The following is a 24,642-nucleotide window of genomic DNA, read 5'->3' as shown; positions in this document are numbered from 1 at the left end:
CTCCAGCAACCCCGCCAGCCGGCCACGCATCGCCGACACCGCCGCCAGCACACCGGACCGGCCGACCAGCGCCCGCACCGGCAACATGTTCATGAACGGGCCCGGAACCCGGTCCGCCCCCGCGCCGGCGTTCATCCGGCCGAACAGCACCGTCCCGAACACCACATCCTCACGGCCGCTGACCGCCGCCAGCACCCGCGCCCACACCACGTGCATCACCGTCGCCGGGCTGGTCTGCAACCGCCGCGCGACCTCCCGGATCGTCCAACCCCGCACGCGCCTGCGCCACGAAGTCCCGGAACGGCAACGGCTCGGCCAGATCCTCGACGTTCCCGGAGACGAAAGCACGCACCTCCGCGAGGAGGACGTCCTTGGTCGTGTGGTCCTGGATTATGTGGTGCATTCCCAGCAGCAGCAGCCACCGGCCGGTGCCGGGCTCGGCCGCCGCGTGCAGCCTGATCAGCGGAGCCCGGTTCAGATCCATCGACCGGCCGCCGGCGGCGAGCAGCCGCTCGACCGGGTTCGGTTCCGCGGGGTCCAGCGTCACCTCCTCGACCGGCAGCGGCGCACGCCGCCACACCACCTGCACGGGTTCGCGCAGCCCCTCCCACACGATGGCGGTCCGCAGGATGTCGTGCCGGTCCACCACCTGCCGCAACGCCACCGTGAAGGCGTCAAGCCGATCCCGGGAGTCGAACTCCAGCACCATGGGCAGCGTGTAGGCATCCTGTCCCTCATGGGCGAGCAGGTGGTGGAACAGCAGGCCCTCCTGCAACGGCGCCAGCGGATACACGTCCGCCACGTTCGCCGCGCCGCCGTCGACCGTGGCGACCACCCGCTCGATCTCGGCCTGCGAGAGCTCCACCAGCGGCAACATCTCCGGCGTGATCTCCCTGGCACCGGCCGGGATCAGATTCGCCGGCACCACCACCGATCCCTCGCCCACCGCGAGGGCGAGCCCGGCCGGAGTCGGCACCTCGAACAGCGCTCGGACCGACACCGACACCCCACGCACCCGCAACCGCTCCACCAGCGACACCGCCAGCAACGAATGCCCACCCAGCACGAAGAAGTCGTCGTCCACCCCCACGCTCTCCACGCCCAACACCTCGGCGAAGGCCGCGCACAGGACCTCTTCCCGTACATTGGCCGGGCCCCGGCCCGCACCGCCGGCGTAGTTCGGGGCCGGCAGCGCCTTGCGGTCCAGTTTCCCGTTTGGGGTCAGCGGCAGCGCGTCCACCATCACCACCGCCGACGGCACCATGTACGCCGGCAGCCGCTCCGCCACGAAGCCGCGCACCGACGCCGGCAGTTCTCCTGCGGTGTGTTCACCCTCGGCGGGTACGACGTAGGCGACCAGGCGCACGTCCCCGGGAACGTCCTCCCGCGCGACCACGGCCGCCTGTGCCACCAGCGGATGGGCGGCCACCGCGCTCCGCACCTCGCCCGGCTCGATCCGGAAACCCCGAACCTTCACCTGCTCGTCCGTACGACCCGCGAACACCAGCTGGCCGTCCGACGTCCAGCGCGCCAGATCCCCGGTCCGGTACATGCGGGCACCCGGCTCGAACGGGCACGCCACGAATCGTTCCGCCGTCACTCCCGCACGGCCCACGTAGCCGCGGGCCACCTGCGCGCCCGAGATGTAGAGCTCGCCCGTCACTCCCGGTGCGACCGGGCCGAGCGAACCGTCCAGCACGAACATCCGGGTGTTGGCGACCGGCCGGCCGAACGGCAGCGCCCCTTTCCGGTCCGGGTCCACCTGTGCGACAGCCGTGATCACAGTGGCCTCGGTCGGCCCGTAGGCGTGGACCAGCCGCCGGCCCCGCGCCCAGGCACGCGCCAGCTCCGGGTCCATCGCCTCGGAACCCACGACCATCGCGCCGACACCGGCCAGATCCTCCGGGGCCAGCACCGCCAGCAGCGATGGCACCACGCTCGCCGAGCGCACTCCGGCCGACTCGACCAGCGCCCGCAGCAGCCTGGGCTCCGCCCGCTCCGCCGTGCCGGCCACCACGAGCGCGCCTCCGCAGGCCAGCGTCACCGCCACGTCCAGCACGGACGCGTCGAAGCCGAACGAGGCGAACTGCAGCACCGCCGTACCCGGGGCGACGCCCATCAACGGCTCGAACACCGAGACCAGATTCGCCAGCGACCCGTGTTCGACCGCCACGCCCTTCGGCCGGCCCGTCGAACCCGAGGTATAGATCACGTACGCCAGGCCGGCGGCAGCCGCCGGCACCTCCGGCGCCGTGACCGGAAGGTCGCCCAGCGCCGCGTCCAGCCCGGGATCGTCCAGCCACACCACCTCGGCACCGTCGGCCACGGCGCTCGTCAGACCGCTCGCCGCGTCCAGGCCGCCGAGAACGATCCGTGCGCCGCTGTCCGCCAGCACGAACGCGATCCGCTCGGCCGGATGCTCCGGATCGATTGGAACGTAGGCCGCACCGGCCTTCCAGGCCGCCAGGATCGCCGTGATCATTTCGACCCCGCGCGGCAGACACACCGCCACCACCGACTCCGTGCCCACTCCCCGGCCCGCCAGGTGATGCGCCAGCCGGTTCGCCCGCGCGTCCAGTTCCGCGTACGACACCTCGACGCCCTCGTATCTCACCGCCACGGCGTCCGGCGTCCGCGCCGCGTGCGCCGCGAACAGTTCCGGCACCAACGGCGCCGGAATCTCGGCCGCCGTGTCGTTCCACTCGGTGAGCACACGGTGACGTTCCTCGGCGCCCAGCACGTCGACCTTGCTCAGCGGCGCGTCGGGCGCGGTGGCCATCGCGTCCAGCACGCCCGCCAGACGTTCCGCGATCCGCTCGACCGACTCCGCCTCGAACAGGTCCGCCGCGGCGAGCAGCTCACCCCGCAGGCCCGCCGGCGCGCCGTCCGCGTCGAACGCCTCTCCGGCGAAGAGCTCCAGGTCGAACTTGGCCGCCGACGCCCCGGCCGCGCCGCCCGTCGACATCTCCGCGACCCGTGCCCCCGGCAGGTCGACCGCCTTCTGCGCGATGTTGTCCACCGTGAGCATCACCTGGAACAGCGGGTGCCGCGCCAGTGAACGAGCCGGGGTGAGCTCCTCCACCAGCTTCTCGAACGGCACGTCCTGGTGTTCCAGCGCCGAGAGGGCCGTCTCCCGGACCCGCGCCAGCACGTCGCGGAAGGTCGGATCACCCGACAGATCGGTGCGCAGCACGAGGGTGTTGACAAAGAAGCCGACAAGGTCTTTCAGCGCCACATCCGTGCGTCCGGCGACAGCCGTGCCGACCGGAATGTCGAGGCCGGCCCCGAGCCGGGACAGCAGCATGGCCATCGCGGCCTGCAGCACCATGAAGGTGGTGACACCCTCGTCGCGTGCCAGCTCCGTCAGCCGCGCGTGGACCCGGGCAGGAACGGCGAACGGCACGCTGTGCCCCCGGTGGGAGGCCACCGCCGGGCGCGGATGGTCGAACGGCAGCTCCAGCTCCGCCGGCGCGCCCGCCAGCGCCCCGCGCCAGTAGGTGACCTGGCGCGCCACCACGCTTTCCGGGTCGCCCTCGTCGCCGAGCAGGTCTCGCTGCCACAGCGCGTAGTCGGCGTACTGCACCGGCAGCGGCTCCCACTCCGGAGCCCGGCCCGCGCACCGCGCCTCGTACGCCAGCGAGACGTCCCGCGCCAGCGGTCCCATCGACCAGCCGTCACTCGCGATGTGGTGCACCACGACGGCCAGGGCGTGCTCGTCCACCCCTGTGGAGAAGAGCCAGGCCCGGATCGGCGGCTCCGACGCCAGGTCGAACTCGTATCCGGCGACTTCGGCGACCGGACCGGCCAGGTCCGCCGCCGTCGCGGGGGAGGGCAGGTCCACCACCTGGAGTTCCCAATCCAGGTCGGCGACATCGAGGATGCGCTGACACGGCTCGCCGCCGGTCACCGCGAACGTGGTGCGCAGCACCTCGTGACGTCCCAGGACATCCCGCAGGGCCGTTCCCAGTGCCTCGCGGTCCACCTTTCCGGACACCCGCAGGGTCACCGGCATGTTGTAGACCGCGCTCGGACCATCGAGCTGCGCGAGGAACCACAACCGACGCTGCGCGAATGACAAAGGAATCATCAGGACCCTCCTGGTTACGTCCCCGACGCAACATCGACCTGAGCTGACGGTTGAGCACCTGCCGCCTGTCCTCCGGCTCAGGAGGTCGGCGCGGCCGGCCGGGACGAGCGGACGCGGTACGGCGGCCGTCCGTCCTTTCGTACCGGTCGGCCCCCGGTCCTGATCGCCGGCGTATTGGTCGCGTCGACGTTCGATGTCACCGACGCCACTTCACTCCGGGCGCTTCGGAGACCGGTCCTCGCACTCCACGTGCCATGTCGCTGCGTCACCCCGGATCACTATGTCCCAGGGCCTCATGGGCGATCAATGTTCGCATTTGTTCCGTGTGCCGAGCCGTTCAACTGAGCTATGGCGGCAGTTGAACGGCACCGGTGTCAGGGTTGGTCACGTGCGGCACTGATGAGAGATGATCCCGCAATGACAGGGGTCCTCTCGCCGTCGACCCGTCCATTAGGGGGCTGTTAACAGGCTCACGCCTGCTGGAGTGCACTTGCGAGTCACCGTCACAGAATTCGGCCCATACACCTGATCCGACCCATACATCTGAAGGAACAGGACGTCATGCTCCGACCTGGCTCCATCATCGACGTGATTCGGGCACACATACGGCATCGCCCGGACGACACGGCCTATTCGTTTCTCACCGCCGGCACGTCCGGTTTAGGGATAAACCAGCAGCTTCGATATGGCGAGCTCGACGCCACCGCCGCGAGAATCGCGGCGGCACTGCTGAATTCCCACGAGCCCGGGGACCGGGTGCTCATCGCCTGTCCGACCGGCCCCGATTTCGTGACGTCCTTCGTGGGTGCCCTGTACGCGGGCCTCATACCGGTGCCCGTCCCTCTGCCGTCCGGCAACAAGGGGCAGCAGGCCCGGGTGAACGGCATCATGACCTCGTCCGGCGCGACCGCGGTGCTCACCGACGAGGGCAACCTCGACGAGGTGCGCGACTGGGCCGCCGGCGCCGCGTGGGAGGTGACCTGCCTGTCGGCCGAGCGCGCGGCCCGCGAGGGCGGCTCCGGCTGGAGGCCGCCGGCGGTCGACCCGGACGGGCTCGCGTTCCTGCAGTACACCTCCGGGTCGACCAGCGACCCGCGCGGCGTGATGGTCAGCCACGCCAACCTGATGCACAACCTTCGGCTGATCGAGCGGGGTTACGAACTCCCCAAGGGCGCTCGGGTCGGCGGCTGGCTGCCGCCCTATCACGACATGGGTCTCATGGCGACACTGCTGCTGCCGCTGCTGCTCGGCGGCTCGACCTTCATCATCACCCCCCTGGCCTTTCTCCGCAGGCCCGAGCTGTGGCTGGAGATGATCGACAAGTACGACGTCGTGTTCAGCCCGGCGCCCAACTTCGCCTACGACCTGTGTGCGCGGCGGGTGTCACCCGAACAGGTGAACGCGCTGGATCTCTCCCATTGGCGTATGGCGATCAACGGCGCCGAGCCGGTGCACAACTCCACCGTGGAGAACTTCATCTCGCACTTCGCTCCGGCCGGACTGCGGCCGGAAGCGATCTGCCCGAGTTACGGCATGGCCGAGGCCACCCTCTTCGTCACCGGCAGTTCGCCCTCCGCCGCCGCCGTCGTGAACCAGGTGGACGGCAAGCTGTTCGAGCAGAACCGGTTCACGCCGCCCCAGCGGTCCGCGGCCCCGCGGCTCGTCGTCAGCAGCGGGCCGATCCACGACGGATTCGATCTGCGGATCGTCGATCCGCACTCGTCGCGGGAGCTCTCCGAGGGCGAGATCGGCGAGATCTGGCTGCGCGGGCCGAGTGTCGCCGTTGGCTACTGGCAGCAGGAGGAGGAGACCGAGCGGGCCTTCCGCGCGCACACCGCGGATGGCACCGGCCCGTTCCTGCGCACGGGTGACCTGGGCGTCTGCCACGAGGGTGAGCTGTACGTCACCGGCCGGATCAAGGAAGTCATGATCCTCAACGGCCGCAACATCTACCCCCAGGACATCGAGCGCGCGGCGAGGGAACAGCATCCCGCTTGTGCGGACAGGATCGGTGCGGCGTTCACCGTCACCGTCGAGGGGGGCGCCGAGAGCATCGTGCTCGTTCAGGAGATCCGATGGCACGACCCGGACACGAGCGCGCTGCGGGATCTGGCGCGCGGCATCATGGCCGATCTGTCCGCGAGCGCCGAGGTCGCCGTCGGCAACATCGTGTTCGTCAAGCCGGGCGCCGTGCTCCGCAGCACCAGCGGCAAGGTGCAGCGGGTCGCGACGCGCCGGCTCTTCGAGAACGCGCTCCTGGCGCCGATCTTCGAGGAACTCGACGAGCGTGTCAGGCGGACGTTTCGAACAGATCGGAAGGACAGCAAGGAGAGCAGCGACTCAGGTGGAGCCGCCACACCTGAGCACTCGCTCGCACAGGCCAATGTCTGACTGAGGGAGACACTCCTGTGAAAGCGCAAGACTCGGGCCCGGGCGACAGGACCGACGGCGACCGGCCGACGGTCGAGCAGATCCAGCTCTTCCTCGCCCAGCAGGTCGCCAGGATGACGCACCGGCCGGTTGACCAAGTGGACGTGTCCGCCCCGATCGCCTCCTTCGGCGTCGACTCGGTGCATGCCATCGAGCTGGTCGTCGGCATGGAGGAATGGCTGGGCGTCCCGCTGCCGGACAACCTGCCGTGGAGCCACCCGACGATCGAGATGATCGCCAAGGAGATCGGCGCCGAGGAACCACCCGCGACGGGATCGGCATGAGCGCCCAGCAGGCGGCGTGCGATCTCGAACGGTTCCTCGGTGACCCGCGCGATCACACCTCACGGATCTCGTTCCGTACCCAGGTCCTGGCCGACGAGCGCGAGGAACTGGCCCAGCCCGCCGTGGACGCGCTGCGGCAGTGGGGTTTCCCGGACTTCCTCGTCCCGGAGGAGGTGGGCGGGCGGCTCCGTTCGGTCGAGGAGCTTCTGGCTCTCTGGCGTGTCCTGGCCAGGCGCGATCTCGCCCTCACGGTGGGGTACGGAGCCACCTTGCTCGGCGCCCTGCCGGTGTGGAGCCGGGGCGACGACGATCAGCGCGCCAGGGTGGCGGAGCTGATCGGGGCCGGCGGGTTCGGCTCCTTCGGGCTGTCCGAGCGCGATCGCGGAAGCGATCTGCTCGCCTCGGAGGTCGTCGCCGAGCCGTCCGGGGAGGGCTATCTGGTCTCGGGCACCAAGTGGCCGATCGGCAACGCCACCCGAGGTCGTTTCGCGACCCTGTTCGCCAGGACGGGAGCGGGGCCACGCGGATTCTCGATGCTGTTGCTCGACAAGGAGAACTCCGCGGCGGACCGATGGCACAACGAACCCAAGGTGCCGACCATGGGCCTGCGCGGTGGTGACCTCTCCGGGTTCACCTTCGACGCCTGCCCGTTCCCCGGCCGGTCGCTCGTGGGCAGGCAGGGGGTGGGGCTCGAGGAAGTACTGAAGACCCTGCAGATCACCCGGACGCTCATCACCTCGCTCTCCCTGGGCGCGGCGGACACCGCGCTCCGGGTCGCGCTGAGCCACGCCCGCGAGCGGCGGCTGTACGGCAGGAGCGTGTTCGCGATTCCGGTGATCCGTGATCAGCTCATCTCGGCGTACGCGGACATCCTGATCGCCGAGTGTGTCGCGCTGCCGACCGCCCGCGCCGTCTCGATCGCGCCCGAGCGGCTCAGCCTGTGGTCCGCGATCGCCAAGTACGCGGTGCCCGTCCTGACCGAAGAGATCATTTCCAGCATGAGCGCCGTGCTCGGCGCGCGGCATTTCATCCGGGACGGCGTCGCGGACGGCGTGTTCCAGAAGCTGATGCGCGATCACGCCATCGTGAGCGTCTTCGAGGGCACGACCCATGTGAACCTGCACGTGGTGGCGAGCCAGTTGCCCTCTCTGCGGCGCGGCGGGCTCCGGGACACGGACGCGGTGTCGATGACGGAGCTCTTCACCAGGTCCGGCCCGGCACCGGCCTGGAACCCCCGCACATCACGGCTGCGGCTGACCAACGACGGACTCGACGAGATCACTCAGACCTGGGAGGAGGCCGTGGCGACGGTCACCAAGCTGTGCGCCGCCTCCGACCCCGAGCTGACCGATGCCCTGGACAGCCTCGACGCGCTGTGGCGCGGACATTGGGCGGACGTCCACCGCGTCCTCGCCGAGGAGGGGAACCTCCATTCCGGTGTACGCGGGTTCGAACTCGCCCGCCGCCATTGCCTGTTGCACGCCGCGGCGTGCTGCGTGCACACCTGGCTGGCCAACAGGCAGGGTCCGCGGACGTTCTCCACCGGCGCCGAGTGGCTGCTGCTCTGCCTGCGCCGGCTCATCGGCAGGCTTGACTCCGCCTCGCCGCACGGCGACTCCCCACACGCCGCCGTGGTGGAGCGGGAGCTCGTGCGGTCTCTGACGGAGAACCGGCTGTTCTCGCTGGCGCCGTTCACCTTGGGCGGTACGCCTGACCCTGTGGCGGCCGGCCGGAGATGAACGAGCCCTGTCCGCCGACTGTCTTCATGCGCACCGTGCCATCACACGAGCCCCTGGGGCGGATCGGAAATTTCGTTGAACCAACAATGGAGCACAGTCAGTGATAACGGGCTGACACGGCCCGTAGTACTCGCCGTCGATTTCGACGCCACCGGCCGCAGAGAGGCCACGTTCTACGATCTGGTGCAGTTGTTTCCCGGCCCCCTCACGGTGTGGCTGAGCGCGCAACCTCCCAAAGGCTATGACGAGAGCCTTTCACCGGACGAGTACCTGGCCTGGTGGGCAGGCGATTCACTCGGCGCCTCCGTTCGGGTCGGCGCCGTTCTCGGATACTGCGCCGGTTCTCTTTTCGCCTCCGCCCTGGCCGACGAGATCGAGCGGCGGCAGGCCTTCCGGCCCAGAGTCGTGCTGTTCAATCCGGGAAAACCCAACGCGACCACGCTCAACAGGGATTTCGACGGAACGATCCGGAGCATGGCCCTGCTGACGTCCGAGGAGCGGTCGGCTTTCCTGGAGAAGGCGAGAATACGGCTGGACGCGCCCTTCGCGTCGTTCGACGACGCGTGTGAGGTGGTGCTGGATCTTTATGGTCAGGCGAGCAGGGTCACGTTCTCAAGGGCCGGAATCGATCTGGACGTCGGTGAGGAACTGCTGGGGGTCTTCCGCTCGTACGCCTCCTATCTGCGTGCGGCGCACCAGGTGGAGTACCGTCCCGAGTGGGCCGAGGCCGCGGCGGTGCTCTCCCGCGAACATCCGGGGGAACCGGCGTTCACCAGAACGCACATTCGCTCGGAGGTCGGGCGGGAGCACCTGCTGGGAGACCCCGGGGTGGCACGTACCGCGTTCCGTCTCATCGAATCGGAGGCGTGAGAGTCCATGCAGGAGCCGATCTTCACGCCCGACATGTTCAGAGCGCAGGCGTCGAGGTCTCCTGACGCGACAGCGGTTCGTGACGGTGACCGGGAAATGGGTTATGCGGAGCTGGACAGCCGTTCGGCGCGACTCGCCCGGTCGCTGAACGAACGCGGGATCAGCCGCGGGCACCTGGTCGCGGTCGTGCTCGACCGGTCGGTGGACCTCGTGGTGGCGTTCCTGGCGGTCCTCCGCTCGGGGGCGGCCTATGTCCCGGTCAGCCCCGCCGATCCGGCCGATCGCGTCGCCCTCCTGCTGGAGGACGCCCAGCCCTCGATGGTCATCACCTCGGTCCGCCAGGCGAGTCGCATGCCATGGCTGGATCCCGGCCTCGTTCACCTCGTGAACGGCGGGTCCGGGCGGGCAGCGGATCACGACCTCGCCCGGGAGACCGGGACCGCCGTGCTCCCCTCGTCCCTCACGCCTTCGGACGCCGCTTATGTGATCTACACATCGGGATCCACCGGCCGTCCCAAAGGTGTCGTCGTCGAGCACGGCGCCCTGAGCTCCTATCTCCGGTACGTCGTCGCGAGCTACCCCAGCGTCGCGGGGCGGGCGCTGTTCCACTCGTCGGTCTCGTTCGACATGGCGGTCACCTCGCTGTACGGCCCCCTGCTCACAGGGGGGACCGTCGACATCGTCGATCTCCGCGCGATCGGCGCGAACCCGGTACCGGCTGCGGGCGCCGGCAGTCCCAGTTTCCTGAAGGTCACCCCGTCTCATCTCGCCCTGCTGAGGGCGTTGCCGGACTGGTGCTCCCCCACCGGCCATCTGGTCATCGGTGGTGAGGCCCTGGCGACCGCCCAGTTGCGGCCGTGGTGGGCCGAGCACGGCACGGTGACCATCGTCAACGAGTACGGGCCCACCGAGGCGACCGTCGGCTGTTGCGTGTACCAGGCGCGGCCGGGGGACGTGGTCGACGGCCCGCACGTCCCGATAGGGCGGCCCACCACGGGGACCGGCCTCTACGTCCTCGACGAGTGGCTGAAGCCCGTACCGGCTGGGAGGACCGGTGAGCTCCACATCACCGGCCCCCAGCTCGCCCGCGGATACCTCGGCCGGCCGGGTGCGACCGCGACGGCCTTCGTGGCCGACCCGTTCGGCCCGCGCGGAGGACGGATGTACCGGACCGGGGATCTCGTCCGGAAGCGGGCCGACGGCAGCCTGGAATTCCTCGGTCGCGCCGACGACCAGATCAAGATCAACGGGTTCAGGGTCGAACCCGGAGAGATCCAGGCCGTCCTCGTGGACCACGACCTGGTGGCGCAGGCCTTCGTCACCGTTCGCGGCACGGGCGCGGAGTCGAAGAGGCTCACGGCCTACGTGGTCCCCGCCGGCGGGGGCGGCCCGCTGGACCCGCGTGAGCTGCGACGGTTCGCGGCGTCCCGGCTTCCCGAGCACATGGTGCCCGTCGACCTCGTGTCGCTGCCCGCCCTGCCGCTGACCGCCAACGGCAAGGTCGACCGCGACGCGCTTCCCGGGCCCCGGCCGCGAGACGGCGGCGACGCCCCTGTGGCCGGGACCGCGGAGGAGCGACTCCTCTGCCGCATGGTCGCCGACCTCACCAGCGTACCGACCGTGAGCGTCGACGACGACTTCTTCCAGCTCGGCGGCTCCAGTATCGCGGCGGCGAGGCTGGTCACCAGGGCACGCCGGGAAGGGGTCGGGCTCACCCTGGAGACCGTCCTGAAGGGACGTACCATCCGGCGGATGCTCGCGCGACGTGACGCCGACAGCCTCGAAACCCAATGAGCGGCCACGGCCCGCCTACAGAGAAACCGACGGAAGAGGACATGACCACAACGCTTCCAACCGAGTTCTCCAGGCTCGGATCAGTCACCGGGCACCTTGAGGACAACGGATACACGGCCGCAGTCGTCTACCCGGTCGGCCCGGACGTCGATGACCACCGCCTGTGGACGGTCGAGCATCGCAAGCGGATCCAGCAATGTCTTCGCACGTACGGGGCGGTGCTGCTCACGGATCTGCCGGTCGATCTGGAACTGTTCTCGGCGGTCGTACGGACGATCGGCGGAGAACCGCTGGCCTACAACGAGCGCTCGACCCCCCGGACCGAGGTCGGGGCGAACATCTACACCTCGACCGAGTATCCGCCGGACCAGGCGATCCCGATGCACAACGAGAACTCCTACTCCGACCAATGGCCGAGCACCCTGTTCTTTCTCTGCCACACCGCACCCAAGTCGGGCGGGGCCACCCCCATCGCCGACAGCAGGGCCGTGCTCCAGTCGCTCGGGCCGGAGGTGCAGAACCGCTTCGCCCGGGGAGTCCTCTACACCAGGACATTCCGTGAAGGCCTGGGGCTGAGCTGGCAGGAGGCCTTCCAGACCGACTCCCGGGAGCGTGTCGAACAGTACTGCCGCGATCACGGCCAGCGGTTCACCTGGACGGACGGCGGGCTCCGGACCCGTCACTGGCAGCCGGCCTGGCGAAGGGAGCCGTCGACAGGCGCGGAGGTCTGGTTCAACCAGGCCAACCTGTTCCACGTCAGCGCGCTCGACGAGGAGATCCGGGAGGCTCTGGCGCTGTACGACGAGGAGGATCTCCCCCGGAACGCCTACCTCGGGGACGGCTCGACGATCGAGGAGGATGATCTCGCCGTGGTCGGCACCGCCTACGAGAAGGTCTCCCTGGCGATGCCCTGGCGCACCGGGAGCATCCTTATGATCAACAACATGCTGATGGCACATGGCCGTGAGGCGTTCACCGGTGACCGCCGGATACTGGTCTCCATGGCCTGACCTCCGCACCCGCCCCGATGCCTGTGGACCGGCGTTTCCTCCGGTCCACAGGCATTTTTCGTGTCCGTCCCGTGGCAGGATCGCGAGAGGGGTGAGCGCCGGGAAGGCGGCGGTCAGCGGCGGTGGCCGCTCGGCGCGCCCCTGGCACGGCCGTGCCCTCGGGCCGTGCCCGCTCCACGGCGTGGAACGCGTCAGCGCCGCCGGCGCGAACGCCGGCGGCCAGATGACGAAGGCGCGCGGGGCGTCGCCGGCGGCACGGCCGGGAGGCGCCGCCATACCGACGCGCCGGAGGGGATCACGTACCGTGTCCCGCCTGGCCGAGGGCCTGTCCGGAGACGATCCGGGCGATGTTCGAAAGCGAGGGGAAACCAGCTCTCAGGTAGTCGCTGTGGCCGCCGCCGCCCGCCGCAAAGAGCCGGGCGCCGAACTCCGGGGAGACCGGGTCGGCACCGAGCCCGATGGTGGCGAAGGGAAGGCGGAGCCGCGCGTGCGGCACGTGGGCGATCCAGTCGCTGTCCCCCCTGCCGGCCCAGACGGTGGCCCGGGTGCGCAGCGCGGCGACGTTGCCGACGGCGGCGCCGGGGCTGCCGTACATGATGATGTCGGCGACATCCAGCCCTGGAGCGGCCAGGCCGCAGATCGTGCTTCCGTAGGAGTGACACAGGAGGGAGACGCGGACGCCCGGCTTGACCGCACCCAGCTCCCGTATGAACGCGCGCAGGTCGGGGGCGGCCCTGTCGGCGCGGTCGAGGGTCAGCGCATCGAGGCTCACGGTGCTGGGGGTGGAGTATCCGAGCCAGGCGATGACGGCGGACCGGTCGCCGAGCTCCTGTGACAGCCTCAGCGAGCCGCCTCTCACGAGCCCGTATTTGTCGAGGTTGGTGTCGGAGCCGGGAACCAGCACGGCGATCCGCTCGGCCGTCGTCAGATCACCGAACACCTCGACGGCGCGACCGCCCTCGCGGCCGTCGAAGGACAGGAACTGGCGCGTGGGGTCCGCCATCGCGCGCAGCATCGCGGCCCGCCACCGATCACCGTGATCCACGGCCATCCGCTCGGCCGCCCAGATCTCATCCCGGCTGGCGACGTACCGTTCGGCCAGGGCCGCGGGGGTCACCGTCCGCAACGGGGCGAGGGGCGCGGGAACGGGGGCCGTGACGGCCGCGGAGCGCGCCGCACCTGTCACCGGTGCCACCACGGAAACGGCGAGAAGCGCGGTGAGCAAAGTGCGGCACAGCCGGGATCCGTTGGTTTTCACCATGAGATCAACGGTCCCGCAGCAGGCACCGGCGGCACATCACCCCCCCGGGGGCACTTGGCGCGGCGCCCGTAGGGCCGCGGATGTACATCCATAGTTTGACGCCCGGGCGAGGAGTCCCCGCCGCGCCGCGAACACGCGGTTCGCACCGGCGCCGTCTCCGCCGAAGCGGGCGTCACCCGGCGCCCGGACGACGCTGGCCCGATGTCCGGGCACGGCTTTCACCCGCGTTCCGTGTAATTCAGCGGCCTGGAGGTCCGAATGTGGGGTGTGAGCTGGGCTGACATGAGTGTGGCCGCCTGGAGGGCGTTTCTCTAGGCGGTGGTGTTCGGGCTGGTCAGCGGGCTGAGGGTCGCAAGTCGATGACCTGCTTGGGAGCAGGGACGGCGAGCTTGGCCAGCAGGTCCTGTTGGGGCTTGGTCAAGGCGGTGACCTGCCGGAACAAGCCTGCGGGGCCGGTGAAGGCGCCCAGGTGGAGCCGGTCGAGCTCGCGGCGGCAGGTGGGCCAGGTGCTGCCGGTGGCGGTCTCGATGATCCGGATGAGCAACAGTGCCAGCCAGCAGAGGACGACATGGGCGCGGATGCGTTCTTCGAGCCGGTGATAGACCGGCCGCAGGTCGATGATCTGTTTCATGTCTCGCCAGCCTCGTTCGACCTCCAGTAACTGCTTGTAGCCCAGGGCGATGTCCTCAGCGCTCAGGTGAGGGTCGCTGCAGCGCAGCAGATACTTGCCGTCCAGGTTCTCCTCGGCCTTGACCCTCGCGGTGTCGATGCGGAGCTTGCCGGCCGGTGTCGCCCGCAGATAGCGGTTCAGGCCGGGCTTGGCGGCGATCTTCTCGCGCAGCTCGCCGCGCTTGAACTCACTCAACGCATCGGATCCGTCGATCAGGTCGGTGAGCTGGGCGACGAGCTGGGCACGCATGTGCGCATCGCGTTCGGCCGCTTCGGGGTTGTGGCAGATGACGAACCGGTCGGTGTCGCTGATGCGTATTTCCTTGATCCGCATGTTGCCGGTGATCTCGGTGTAGCGGCCCTGCCGTGACAGGGCGGCCTTCACCTCGGCCGAGTCGGAGCGCAACTTCTCTCCGATGATGTAGGAGTGGTCGCCTTGCCGCAGGTAGCGGCGATTTTCCGCGGAGGAGAAGCCCCGGTCGGTCACCCACACGATCTTCGACAGGGTCCAGTCCCGCATATCGTCCTTGACCTGGCGGATCAAGCGCTGGTCGGAGGCGTTGCCGGGCCAGCACCAGCAGCGGACCGGGATCCCGTCCCGCGTGACGGCCATCCCGATCACGATCTGTGGAAGATTGTCGCGGGAGTCTTTCGACTTGCCGTAGGTCCGGAATCCCGCCGCGTTGTCCTCCTGCCCGTTGCCGGCCTCGCTGTCGAGCATGCGGTCGCCGTGCTCGTCGCGAGCGACGGGCTCATCGGGCTGCTCGAGCTCGAAGTAGGTGCTGGTGGTGTCGAAGAAGAGCAGGTCGACGTCGAGGTTCAGCAGGTTCGCGACCTCGTCGAACACCTGCTTCTCCAGATCGTCTTTCGCCTCGTGCAGCCAGTCCATCGCCCGGTAGCACGCATCGTCATCGGTGCCGGGCAGAGCGTCGATGTGGACGTCATGGGTGATCCAGTCCGCGGCGGCCAGCTTGGAGGACGGTGCCAGCGCCCGGTTCGCGACCAGGCCGAACAGCACCCGCTCGGTGGTGGTCATGTTCCGGCGGCGGCCTCGCTTGGGCTGCCCGACTCGGCCGACGATCTGATCGACCTTCAGCCGCCGCCATAGATGGTCGAGAACGTAGGTGCCGCCGAACGGCACCGAGGAGGTGAACTCCAGGTCCGAGGCGGCCGTCGCGGCCAGGGCCTCGCCCGGCTCCAGCAGCCGTGATAGAGACGCGACCAGTCGCCGGACCGCCTCGCGATCGAGGTCGTCCTCGCGACCGAACGTGAACAACACTTTCGGGACCGCACGGCCCTTCACCGGATCCCACTCGTTATGGGCCAGATGCAGGTACCGGACTGTCCCGGACTTGTTCTCCCGCTTCGTCGTCTTCACGTAAATGGCTCTAGAGCATAGATTCCCAGCCCAGCTCAACACAGCCGCATCGTCAAAATCGCGTCTCTAGGCGAATCCAGCCGCCGACCCTGCCCCAGGCCGCTGACCAGCACGTTCAGGCCGTACCGACCTTCTAGGAACCCTGAATTACGCGGAACGCGGGTTTCACGTTCCTCGCACACGTCGGGCCGCCCGGTGACTCCGAGCCCACCGGGGCGGGGTCACCGGGCGGCCTCTCCAGCCGCGCATCGCAAATGGTCGAGCAGGAGTTCCTCGGTGACCGGGGCGTCACCGGCGACCCCTTTAACCGCGCATCGGCCGCAGGACCGGCCTGGTGGACTGCCCGCTCCCTATCTTCTGGGCGAACCCCGCGACCGTCGGGGCGTCGAACAGCGCCCGGACCGGCACGTCGACCCCGAGGGCGGCATTGACCTGCGCTATCAGCACGGTCGCCAGCAGCGAGTGCCCGCCCAGCTCGAAGAAGTGGTCGTCGACGCCCACCCTCTCCAGGCCGAGGACCTCGGCGAAGAGGGCGCAGAGGAGTTCCTCCCGCTCACCGGACGGGCCCCGGCCCGCACCCGCCATTCCCTCGAAGTCGAGGGCCGGCAGCGCCTCGCGGTCCAGCTTCCCGTTCACGGACAGCGGCAGGGCGTCAAGGACCACGACCGCCGAGGGCACCATGTACTCCGGCAATCGCCCGGCCACGAACTTCCGCACCAGCGCGGGCAGCCCCTCGGCGGGCACGGCGGCCCCGGCGGGCACCACATAGGCCACCAGGCGGAGGTCACCCGGCGTGTCCTCCCGCGCCACCACCGCCGCCTGGCCGACCTGCGGGTGCGCGAGCACGGCGGACTGCACCTCGCCCGGCTCGATCCGGAACCCTCGCAGCTTGATCTGTTCGTCCGCCCTGCCGACGAACACCAGCTGGCCGTCCCCGGTCCAGCGGGCCAGGTCGCCCGTCCGGTACATGCGCGCGCCCGGTACGAACGGGCAGGCCACGAAACGTTCTGCGGTCTGCCCGGCACGCCCCAGGTACCCGCGTGCCAGCCCCACCCCTGACACGTAGAGCTCACCGGGCAGGCCGGTCGGCAGCGGCCGCAGACGGTCGTCCAGCACGTACACCCGCGCGTTGGAAATGGGGGTGCCGATGGGCGGCACGCCCTCGCCCCCGAGTGGCCGGCTCATGGTGGCGCACACGGTGGTCTCGGTGGGCCCGTACGCGTTGATCATGCGGCGGCCCACGGACCACCTCCCGGCCAGCGCCGGCGGGCAGGCCTCACCCGCCACCACCAGCGTCATCCCGGCCGGCAGACCATCCTCGGGCAGCACCGCCAGCGCCGCCGGCGGCAGCGTCGCGTGTGTCACCTTGTGCCGCCGCAACACCCCGGTCAGCGCCTCGCCCGGCATCAGTTCCTCCACCGGGGCCATCACGAGCCGCGCCCCCGACAGCAACGCCATGCACACCTCGGACACCATGGCGTCGAAGCTCGGGGAGGCGAACTGCAGTATCCGGCTGTCGGGGAGGACGCCGAAGCGTTCGATCTGGCCGTGGGCGAGCGAGCCGATACCGGAGTGGGTGACGACGACCCCCTTGGGACGGCCGGTGGAGCCGGACGTGTAGGTCACGTACGCCGGTGAGGCCGGTGACAGCGGCGTCCTGCGCTCCGCGTCCGACACGTCACCGCCACCGTCACCGCCGACGTCGCCGTCCAGTCCCAGCCTGTCCACAAGGATCTCCAGCACCGACGCCGGCAGCACTTCGGACGTCGCCGCGTCCGTCAGCACGCACACCGGAGCCGCGTCGTCCAGCACGTAGCCGATCCGCTCCACCGGATACTCCGGATCCACCGGCAGATACGCCCCGCCGGCCTTCGCCACCGCCAGCATCGCCACCAGGGACATGATCGAGCGCGGCAGTGCCACCGCCACGAGCCGTTCCGGCCCCACTCCGAGACCGATCAGGTGCCGCGCCAGCCGGTTCGCCCGCGCGTTCAACTCCTCGTAGGACAGCGACAGCTCGCCGAACTCCACCGCCACCGCGCCCGGAGCCACCCGTACCCGCTCCTCGAACAGCTCCGCGAGGCCCGCGACCGGCAGCGGCCGGAACGAGTCGTTCCACTCCTGGAGCAGCTGCTCCCGTTCCCCGGCCGTCAACACGTCCACCGTGCTGATCCGCCGTCCCGGATCCCCGGTGACCGACTCCAGCAGCCGCCCCAGACGCTCCGTCAGGGACACGACGGTGTCGCGCTCGAAGACGTCCGAGGCGTAGATGACGCCACCGGTGATGCCCGCGGGCGCGCCGGAGGCGTCCCGCCGCTCGCCCATGCTGACCGCGAGATCCAGCTTGGCGGCCACGACGTCGACCGCTGCCGCCTCGATGCGCAGCCCGGCCAGGTCCAGGGCGTCGGCGCCCTCCTGGTTCTGCAGGGTCAGGTTCACCTGGAACAGCGGGTGGCGGGCGAGCGAGCGAGCCGGATTGATCGCCTCCACCAGCTTCTCGAACGGCACCTCCTGGTGCGCGAACGCCGACAGGGTCGTCTCGCGCACCTGCGCGAGCACCTCGCGGAACGTCGGATCCCCCGACAGGTCCGTACGCACGACCAGCGTGTTCACGAAGAAGCCGACCAGATCGTCCAGCGCCTCGTCGGTCCGGCCAGCGTTCCCCGCGCCGATCGGGATGTCGGTGCCCGCACCGAGGCGGGACAGCAGCACGGCCAGCGCGGCCTGCAGTGCCATGAACATCGTCACGCCCTCGGCCCGCGCCGTCTCCACGAGGCGCGCGTGCACCTTCGCCGAGATCTCCAGCGGCACGATGTCCCCACGATGGGAGGCCACCGCCGGACGCGGGCGGTCGGACGGCAGATCCAGCGCCTCTGGCACTCCCGCCAGCGCCTCCCGCCAGTACGCCACCTGCCGCGAGATCACACTGTCCGGGTCGGCCTCGTCGCCGAGCAGCTCGCGCTGCCACAGCGCGTAGTCGGCGTACTGCACCGGCAGCGGCTCCCATGCCGGGGCCCGCCCCTCGCACCGTGCCGCGTAGGCGAGGGAGAAGTCCCGCGACAGCGGCCCGTCCGACCAGCCGTCGCTGGCGATGTGATGGAGCACCACCACCAGCACCTGCTCTTCCGGGGCGGTCCTGAACAGCCACGCCCGGATCGGCACCTCGGCCGAGAGGTCGAAGGTGCAGGCGTTCGCCTCCGCGATCACGTCGTCGAGCTCCGACGGTGCCACCTCTCTCACCGACAGCCGCCACGCCAGATCGTCGAGTTCCAGGATGCGCTGGTACGGCTCACCGTTCTCCGTCACGAACACCGTGCGCAGCACCTCGTGCCGGCCGATCACGTCCCGCATCGCCATGTCGAGAGCGGCCTGGTCCACCCGGCCCGACAGCCGCAGGGCCACCGGAATGTTGTAGGCGGGGCTGGGGCCGTCCAGCTGCCCGATGAACCAGAGGCGCTGCTGGGCGTAGGACAGCGGTATCCGCTCCGGGCGTTCCCGCGCCGTCAACGGCGTGCGGGCCGGACCGGAGCCGGCCAGGCGGGCGCCGAGGCCCGCCACCGTCGGCTCGTCGAACAACACCCGTATGTCGAAGTCCACTCCGAGCACCGTCCGCACCCGGCTGGCGAGCCGGACCGCGAGCAGCGAATGCCCGCCGAGGGCGAAGAAGTCGTCGTCCACTCCCACGGTCTCCAGGCCGAGGACGTCCGCGAACGCGGCGCACAGGAGCTCTTCTCGCACGTCGGCCGGACCGCGGCGCGCGGTCTCGGCGGTGGGAGTCTCCGGGGCGGGCAACCTCTCGCGATCCACCTTCCCGTTCACCGTCAGGGGCAGCTCGTCGAGGACCATCACGACCGAGGGCACCATGTACTCCGGCACGTGCTCGGCCACGAACTCCCTCACCAGTGCGGGCAGCCCGTCCGCGCCACCGGCGGGAAGCACGTACGCGATCAGGCGCTTGTCCCCCGGGACGTCCTCGCGCACGACCACCGCGGCCTGGGCCACTCCCGGATGCGCGGTCACCACCGCCTGGATCTCCCCCGGCTCGATCCGGTATCCGCGGATCTTCACCTGGTCGTCCGAACGCCCCGCGAACACCAGCTGCCCATCGGCCGTCCACCGGGCGCGGTCCCCGGTCCGGTACAACCGTGAACCGTCCCCGGCGAACGGGTTCGCCACGAACCGCTCCGCCGTCAGGTCAGGCCGGCCCACATAGCCGCGCGCCAGTCCCACACCCGCGACATAGAGCTCTCCCACCGTGCCCACCGGCACCGGGCTCAACGCCGTGTCCAGCACGAACACCCGGGTGTTGACCACCGGCCGGCCGATCGCCACCTCCCGCGCGGCCGGGGCACACCGCCACAGAGTGGCATCGACCGTGGTCTCCGTCGGCCCGTACGAGTTGAACATCCGCCGGCCCCGCGCCCACCGCCGCATCACCTCCGCCGGGCACGCCTCGCCGGCCACCACCAACACGGTCTCCGGGGCGATGGCCCCCTCCTCCAGCGTCGCCAGCACCGCCGGCGGCAACGTCACATGCGACACTCTCTCCTCGGCGAGGAACGCGGGCAACACGTCCCCGAGGCGCCGCCGGCGCGGGATCACCACGAGCGTGGCGCCCGACACCAGCGCCATCAGCCATTCCCAGCCGAACGTGTCGAAGCCCGCCGAAGCGAACTGTCCCACCCGGGCCCCGGGGCCCACCTCCAGATACCGCTCGTGACCGGCCACCATGCTCGCCACGCCCGCGTGCGAGACCAGCACGCCCTTGGGCCGTCCCGTCGACCCTGACGTGTAGATCACATACGCCGCGGACGCCGGCGACAGCGCGGCTCCGCGCTCGCTCTCCTCCAGCGCACCGCCGTCCCCGGCCCCCAGCGCCCGGACGGTCGCCGGGTCGTCCAGCACGACCCGCGCCACGCCCTCCGGCAGCACCCCGTCCCACGCCATGGCCGTCACCACGGACACCGCACCCGCGTCCGCCAGCATGTACGCGACGCGCTCCGCCGGATGGTCCGCGTCCAGCGGCAGGTACACGCCCCCCGCCTTCGACACCCCCAGCAGAGCCACCACCAGCTCGACGCCGCGCTCCAACGCCACCGCGACCACCGACTCGGGGCCGACCCCCCGGTCGATCAGCAACCGTGCCAGCCGGTTCGCCCGCGCGTCCAGCTCCGCGTACGACACCTCTGCGCCGTCGGCGACCACCGCCACCGCATCCGGTGCGCGCTCCACCTGAGCCTCGAACAGCTCCGGCACCGTCCTCGGCGCCACCTCGGCCGCCGTGTCGTTCCACTCGATCAGCACGCGGCGGCGCTCACCCTCGGTGAGGATGTCCACCGCGCCGAGACGTAGCCGCGGATCTCCGGCCAGCTGTTCGAGGACCCACGCGAGGCGGGCCGCGAACCGTGCGACGCTGCCGGGTTCCAGCAGGTCCGTGGCGCCGGTCACCGAACCGCGCACGCCCGCCGGCGCACCCGCCGAGTCGAACTCCTCACCCACGACGACCTCGAGGTCGAACTTCGACACCGTCGCGCCGGCGGACATCCCCTCGGCCTGGAGGCCCGGCAGGTCAAGGACCGCCTCGGCGTTGTTCTGAAGCGTCAGCATCACCTGGAACAGCGCGTGGCGGGCCATCGACCGGCTCGGGGACAGCTCCTCCACCAGCCGCTCGAACGGCACGTCCTGGTGCGCGAACGCCGACAGGCTGGTCTCCCGCACCCGTGCGAGCACCTCGCGGAACGTCGGGTCACCGGAGAGATCCGTACGCAGGACCAGGGTGTTGACGAAGGAGCCGACCAAGTCGTTCACCGCTTCGTCGGTGCGCCCGGCGTTCGGCGACCCGATCGGGATGTCGGTGCCCGCGCCGAGGCGCGACAGCAGCACCGCCAAGGCGGCCTGCAGCATCATGAAAACCGTCACGCCCTCGGCCCGCGCCGTCTCCACGAGGCGCGCGTGCACCTCCGCGGAGATCTCCAGCGGCTCCTTGTGCCCGCGATGGGAGGCCACCGCCGGACGCGGGCGGTCGAAGGGCAGCGCCAGCTCCTCAGGCGCGTCCGCCAGCGCCTCACGCCAGTGGGCGACCTGGCGGGAGATCACGCTTTCCGGATCGCCCTCGTCGCCGAGCAGTTCGCGCTGCCAGAGCGCGTAGTCGGCGTACTGCACCGGCAGCGGCTCCCACACCGGAGCCCGCCCGGCACGGCGCGCCGCGTACGCGGCCGAGACGTCCGCCGCCAGCGGCGTCGTGGACCAGCCGTCGCTCGCGATGTGGTGCAGCACCATCACCAGCGCGTGCTCCGCCGGGCCGACCTCGAACAGCCACGCCCGGACCGGCACCTCCGACGAGAAGTCGAAGGTGTACCCCAGTGCCTCGGTGACCGCGGCCTCCAGCCCGGCGGGCGCCACCTCGGACACCCGCAGTTCCCAGTCCAGCTCGTCGATTCCAAGGATCCGCTGGTAGGGCTCGCCGTCCGCCAGGAGGTACACCGTGCGCAGCACCTCGTGCCGGCCGATCACGTCCCGCAACGCGGCGTTCAGCGCGGCCCCGTCCACCTCGCCCGACAGGCGCAGGGCGATCGGGATGTTGTACGTCGCGCTCGGCCCCTCCAGCTGGCTGAGAAACCACATCCGGCGCTGGGCGAAGGAGAGCGGAAGCCGTTCGGGACGTGCCCCGGCCGTCAGTGCCAGGCGCGCCGTGTCGGAACCGGCCAGGCGGGCCGCCAGCCCCGCCACGGTCGGCGCGTCGAACAGCGCCCGCAGCGGCACCTCCACCCCGAGCAGCGACCGCACCCAGCTGAGCAGTTTGATCGCCTGCAGGGAGTGCCCGCCCAGGGCGAAGAAGTCGTCGTCGACCTCGACCCGCTCCAGGCCCAGGATCTGCGCGAACGCGGCGCACAGCAGCTCCTCCTGGAGGGTGGAGGGACCCCGGCCCACCACGGTCACGTCGGCGTCTCGGGGGGACGGCTCCTCGGCGACCGGTACCAGCCGGCCGTCCCCGGTCCACCGCGCCCGATCACCCGTTCGGTACAGGCACGCCCCGTCCCCGGCGAACGGATCCGCCACGAACCGCTCCAGCAATGCCGGCGGCCGGCCCTCCGCTCCCACACCGGCCACGTACACCTCGCCGACCACGTTCACCGGTACCGGCGCCAGCCACTCGTCCAGCACGTACAGGCGGGCGTCATGCCCCAGCGGGCCGAGGACCTGGCCGTAGAGGTCGTCCGCCCGCGCCGCCGGGCCGCTCCACTCCAGCAGCACCCGGCGCCGCTCGTCCTCATCGAGGACGTCCACCGCGCCCAGCCGGGTCCGCGGCTCAGCGGACAACAGCTCAAGAACCCGTACGAGACGGCCCGCGAGCCGTTCAACCGACTCCGCGTCGAACAGGTCCGCCGCGCCGCCTACCGAACAACGCAGGCCCGCGGGTGTGCCCTGCGCGTCGAACGTCGCCTCGACGGTCACATCCAGGTCGAACTTCGCCGTCGACAGTCCGCTCGGCCGCGCGCCGGCCTGTATCCCGGCGAGGTCCAGGGGCGCTTCGGCTCCGCTCTGGAAGGTGAGGACCACCTGGAAGAGCGGATGGCGCGCCAGCGAACGAGCCGGTGCGAGCTCCTCCACGAGGCGCTCGAACGGCACCTCCTGGTGGGCGAAGGCCGAAAGCGTCGTCTCCCGTACCCGCCCCAGCAGCTCGCGGAACGTCGGATCACCGGAGAGATCCGTACGCAGCACGAGGGTGTTGACGAAGAAGCCGACCAGGTCGTCCAGTGCCTCGTCGGTGCGACCGGCCACGTCCGTGCCGATCGGGATGTCGGTGCCCGCGCCCAGGCGCGACAGCAGCACCGCCAGCGCGGCCCGCAGCACCATGAAGGTGGTCACGCCCTCGGCCCGCGCCACCTCCAGCAGCCGCGCGTGCACCTCCGCCGACGTCTCCACCTCGACCCGGTGCCCGCGATATGAGGCCACCTCCGGACGCGGGCGGTCATACGGCAGCGTCAGCTCCTCTGACACATCCGCCAACGCCTCACGCCAGAACGCCACCTGCTCCGAAAGGAGACCGGCCGGATCGCTCTCGTCTCCCAGAAGTTCCCGCTGCCAGAGCGCGTAGTCGGCGTACTGCACCGGCAACGGCTCCCATGCCGGAGCCCGGCCCTCGCACCGCGCCGCGTACGCCACCGTGAGGTCTCTGGCCAGCGGCTCCATGGACCCGCCGTCACTCGCGATGTGATGTACCGTCACCACCAGGACCTGCTCATCCGGACCGGCCGAGAAGAGCCAGGCCCGGATCGGCACCTCCGACGACAGGTCGAACGCGTATCCGGCCGCTTCGGCGACCGCGGCCTCCAACTCGTCCGGCGCCACCTCGGCCACCCGCAAATCCCAGGCGAGTTCGTCAATCTCGACGATCCGCTGATACGGCTCGCCGTCGGTCACCGCGAACACCGTGCGCAGCACCTCGTGCCGGCCGATCACATCCCGCAGGGCCGCGTTCAGCGCCTCGTCGTCGACCCGGCCCTCCAACCGCAACGCCACCGGCACGTTGTACGTCGCGTTCGGCCCCTCTAGCTGGGCGATGAACCAGAGCCGTCGCTGCGCGAAGGACAGCGGCAGCCGCTTGGGGCGTACCCTCGCTTTCAGCGCCAGGCGGGCCGGATCGGCGTCGGCGAGCCGGGCGGCGAGCCGGGCCACCGTCGGCTCCTCGAACAGCATCCGCAGCGGCACCTCGGCCCCCAGCACGGACCGCACCCGGCTCACCAACCGCGCAGCCAGCAGCGAATGCCCGCCCAGCGCGAAGAAGTCGTCATCCACCCCGACGTCGTTCACACCGAGCACCTGGGCGAACGCCGCACACAGGAGCTCTTCCCGCAGCGTCACCGGCCCCCGGCCCGAACCCGCGGCGTACTCGGGCGCGGGCAGAACCTTACGGTCCACCTTCCCGTTGGCCGCCAGCGGAAGCGCGTCGAGAACGACCAGCGCCGCCGGGACCATGTAGTCCGGCAGCCGTGCGGAGGTGAAGGCGAGCACCGACTCCGGCAGTCCGCTGTCCGTGTCCGCGGTCTCCGAAGGCACGATGTAGCCGACCAGGCGCACGTCCCCGGGAACGTCCTCCCGGGCGATCACCGCGGCCTG

At 70.5% G+C, this 24,642-nt stretch carries 11 protein-coding genes; 6 read left to right on the top strand and 5 right to left on the bottom strand.

Annotated elements, in window-relative coordinates:
* Both IG98_RS51550 and IG98_RS0141460 read right to left on the bottom strand, forming a co-directional pair.
* A partial coding sequence (locus tag IG98_RS51550) for a condensation domain-containing protein (RefSeq protein ID WP_245651930.1) occupies positions 1-216 on the bottom strand: 216 nt, incomplete at its 3' end.
* On the bottom strand, positions 170-4,087 hold the full coding sequence (locus tag IG98_RS0141460; protein WP_084196033.1) for a non-ribosomal peptide synthetase: 3,918 nt from the start codon (positions 4,085-4,087) through the stop codon (positions 170-172). The genes IG98_RS0141460 and IG98_RS51550, both read right to left, overlap by 47 nt.
* Positions 4,088-4,648: 561 nt before the next feature.
* Here IG98_RS0141460 and IG98_RS0141455 point away from each other — a divergent pair.
* The 6 genes from IG98_RS0141455 to IG98_RS0141430 all read left to right on the top strand — a co-directional run bounded on the left by IG98_RS0141455 (position 4,649) and on the right by IG98_RS0141430 (position 12,214).
* Positions 4,649-6,478, top strand: coding sequence for a fatty acyl-AMP ligase (locus IG98_RS0141455; RefSeq protein ID WP_051753608.1), 1,830 nt, complete (start codon positions 4,649-4,651; stop codon positions 6,476-6,478).
* Positions 6,479-6,495: 17 nt separating this feature from the next.
* Positions 6,496-6,801 (top strand): acyl carrier protein, encoded by a 306-nt coding sequence (locus IG98_RS47845; RefSeq protein ID WP_051753605.1) that lies wholly within the window; start codon positions 6,496-6,498, stop codon positions 6,799-6,801.
* Positions 6,798-8,540, top strand: coding sequence for an acyl-CoA dehydrogenase family protein (locus tag IG98_RS0141445; RefSeq protein ID WP_051753603.1), 1,743 nt, complete (start codon positions 6,798-6,800; stop codon positions 8,538-8,540). The genes IG98_RS47845 and IG98_RS0141445 overlap by 4 nt, the downstream gene beginning before the upstream one ends.
* A 75-nt stretch (positions 8,541-8,615) precedes the next feature.
* A complete protein-coding gene (locus IG98_RS0141440; protein WP_051753601.1) occupies positions 8,616-9,410 on the top strand; it encodes a hypothetical protein in 795 nt (264 codons plus the stop codon).
* Between the two features lie 6 nt (positions 9,411-9,416).
* On the top strand, positions 9,417-11,204 hold the full coding sequence (locus tag IG98_RS0141435; protein WP_030925556.1) for an amino acid adenylation domain-containing protein: 1,788 nt from the start codon (positions 9,417-9,419) through the stop codon (positions 11,202-11,204).
* Positions 11,205-11,245: 41 nt separating this feature from the next.
* On the top strand, positions 11,246-12,214 hold the full coding sequence (locus tag IG98_RS0141430; RefSeq protein WP_030925554.1) for a TauD/TfdA family dioxygenase: 969 nt from the start codon (positions 11,246-11,248) through the stop codon (positions 12,212-12,214).
* A gap of 295 nt (positions 12,215-12,509) precedes the next feature.
* On the opposite strand, the gene IG98_RS0141425 is transcribed toward IG98_RS0141430, so the two are convergent.
* From IG98_RS0141425 to IG98_RS0141415, 3 genes are all read right to left on the bottom strand, one after another.
* Positions 12,510-13,475 (bottom strand): alpha/beta hydrolase, encoded by a 966-nt coding sequence (locus IG98_RS0141425; RefSeq protein ID WP_030925551.1) that lies wholly within the window; start codon positions 13,473-13,475, stop codon positions 12,510-12,512.
* Positions 13,476-13,809: 334 nt separating this feature from the next.
* On the bottom strand, positions 13,810-15,528 hold the full coding sequence (locus tag IG98_RS0141420) for an IS1634 family transposase (protein ID WP_030925548.1): 1,719 nt from the start codon (positions 15,526-15,528) through the stop codon (positions 13,810-13,812).
* A 297-nt stretch (positions 15,529-15,825) separates the two neighbouring features.
* Positions 15,826-24,633, bottom strand: coding sequence for a non-ribosomal peptide synthetase (locus IG98_RS0141415; protein ID WP_245651928.1), 8,808 nt, complete (start codon positions 24,631-24,633; stop codon positions 15,826-15,828).
* Between the last annotated feature and the right edge of the window lie 9 nt (positions 24,634-24,642).

The organism is Streptosporangium amethystogenes (assembly GCF_000721075.1).
Lineage (GTDB): Bacteria > Actinomycetota > Actinomycetes > Streptosporangiales > Streptosporangiaceae > Streptosporangium > Streptosporangium amethystogenes.
This window is presented reverse-complemented; position numbering and strand designations above follow the sequence as displayed.

Excerpts from the sequence above, each read along its gene's own strand:
- IG98_RS0141460 (WP_084196033.1), bottom strand. The coding sequence starts at position 4,087 with ATGATTCCTTTGTCATTCGCGCAGCGTCGGTTGTGGTTCCTCGCGCAG.
- IG98_RS0141455 (WP_051753608.1), top strand. The coding sequence starts at position 4,649 with ATGCTCCGACCTGGCTCCATCATCGACGTGATTCGGGCACACATACGG.
- IG98_RS0141445 (WP_051753603.1), top strand. The coding sequence starts at position 6,798 with ATGAGCGCCCAGCAGGCGGCGTGCGATCTCGAACGGTTCCTCGGTGAC.
- IG98_RS0141435 (WP_030925556.1), top strand. The coding sequence starts at position 9,417 with ATGCAGGAGCCGATCTTCACGCCCGACATGTTCAGAGCGCAGGCGTCG.
- IG98_RS0141430 (WP_030925554.1), top strand. The coding sequence starts at position 11,246 with ATGACCACAACGCTTCCAACCGAGTTCTCCAGGCTCGGATCAGTCACC.
- IG98_RS0141425 (WP_030925551.1), bottom strand. The coding sequence starts at position 13,475 with ATGGTGAAAACCAACGGATCCCGGCTGTGCCGCACTTTGCTCACCGCG.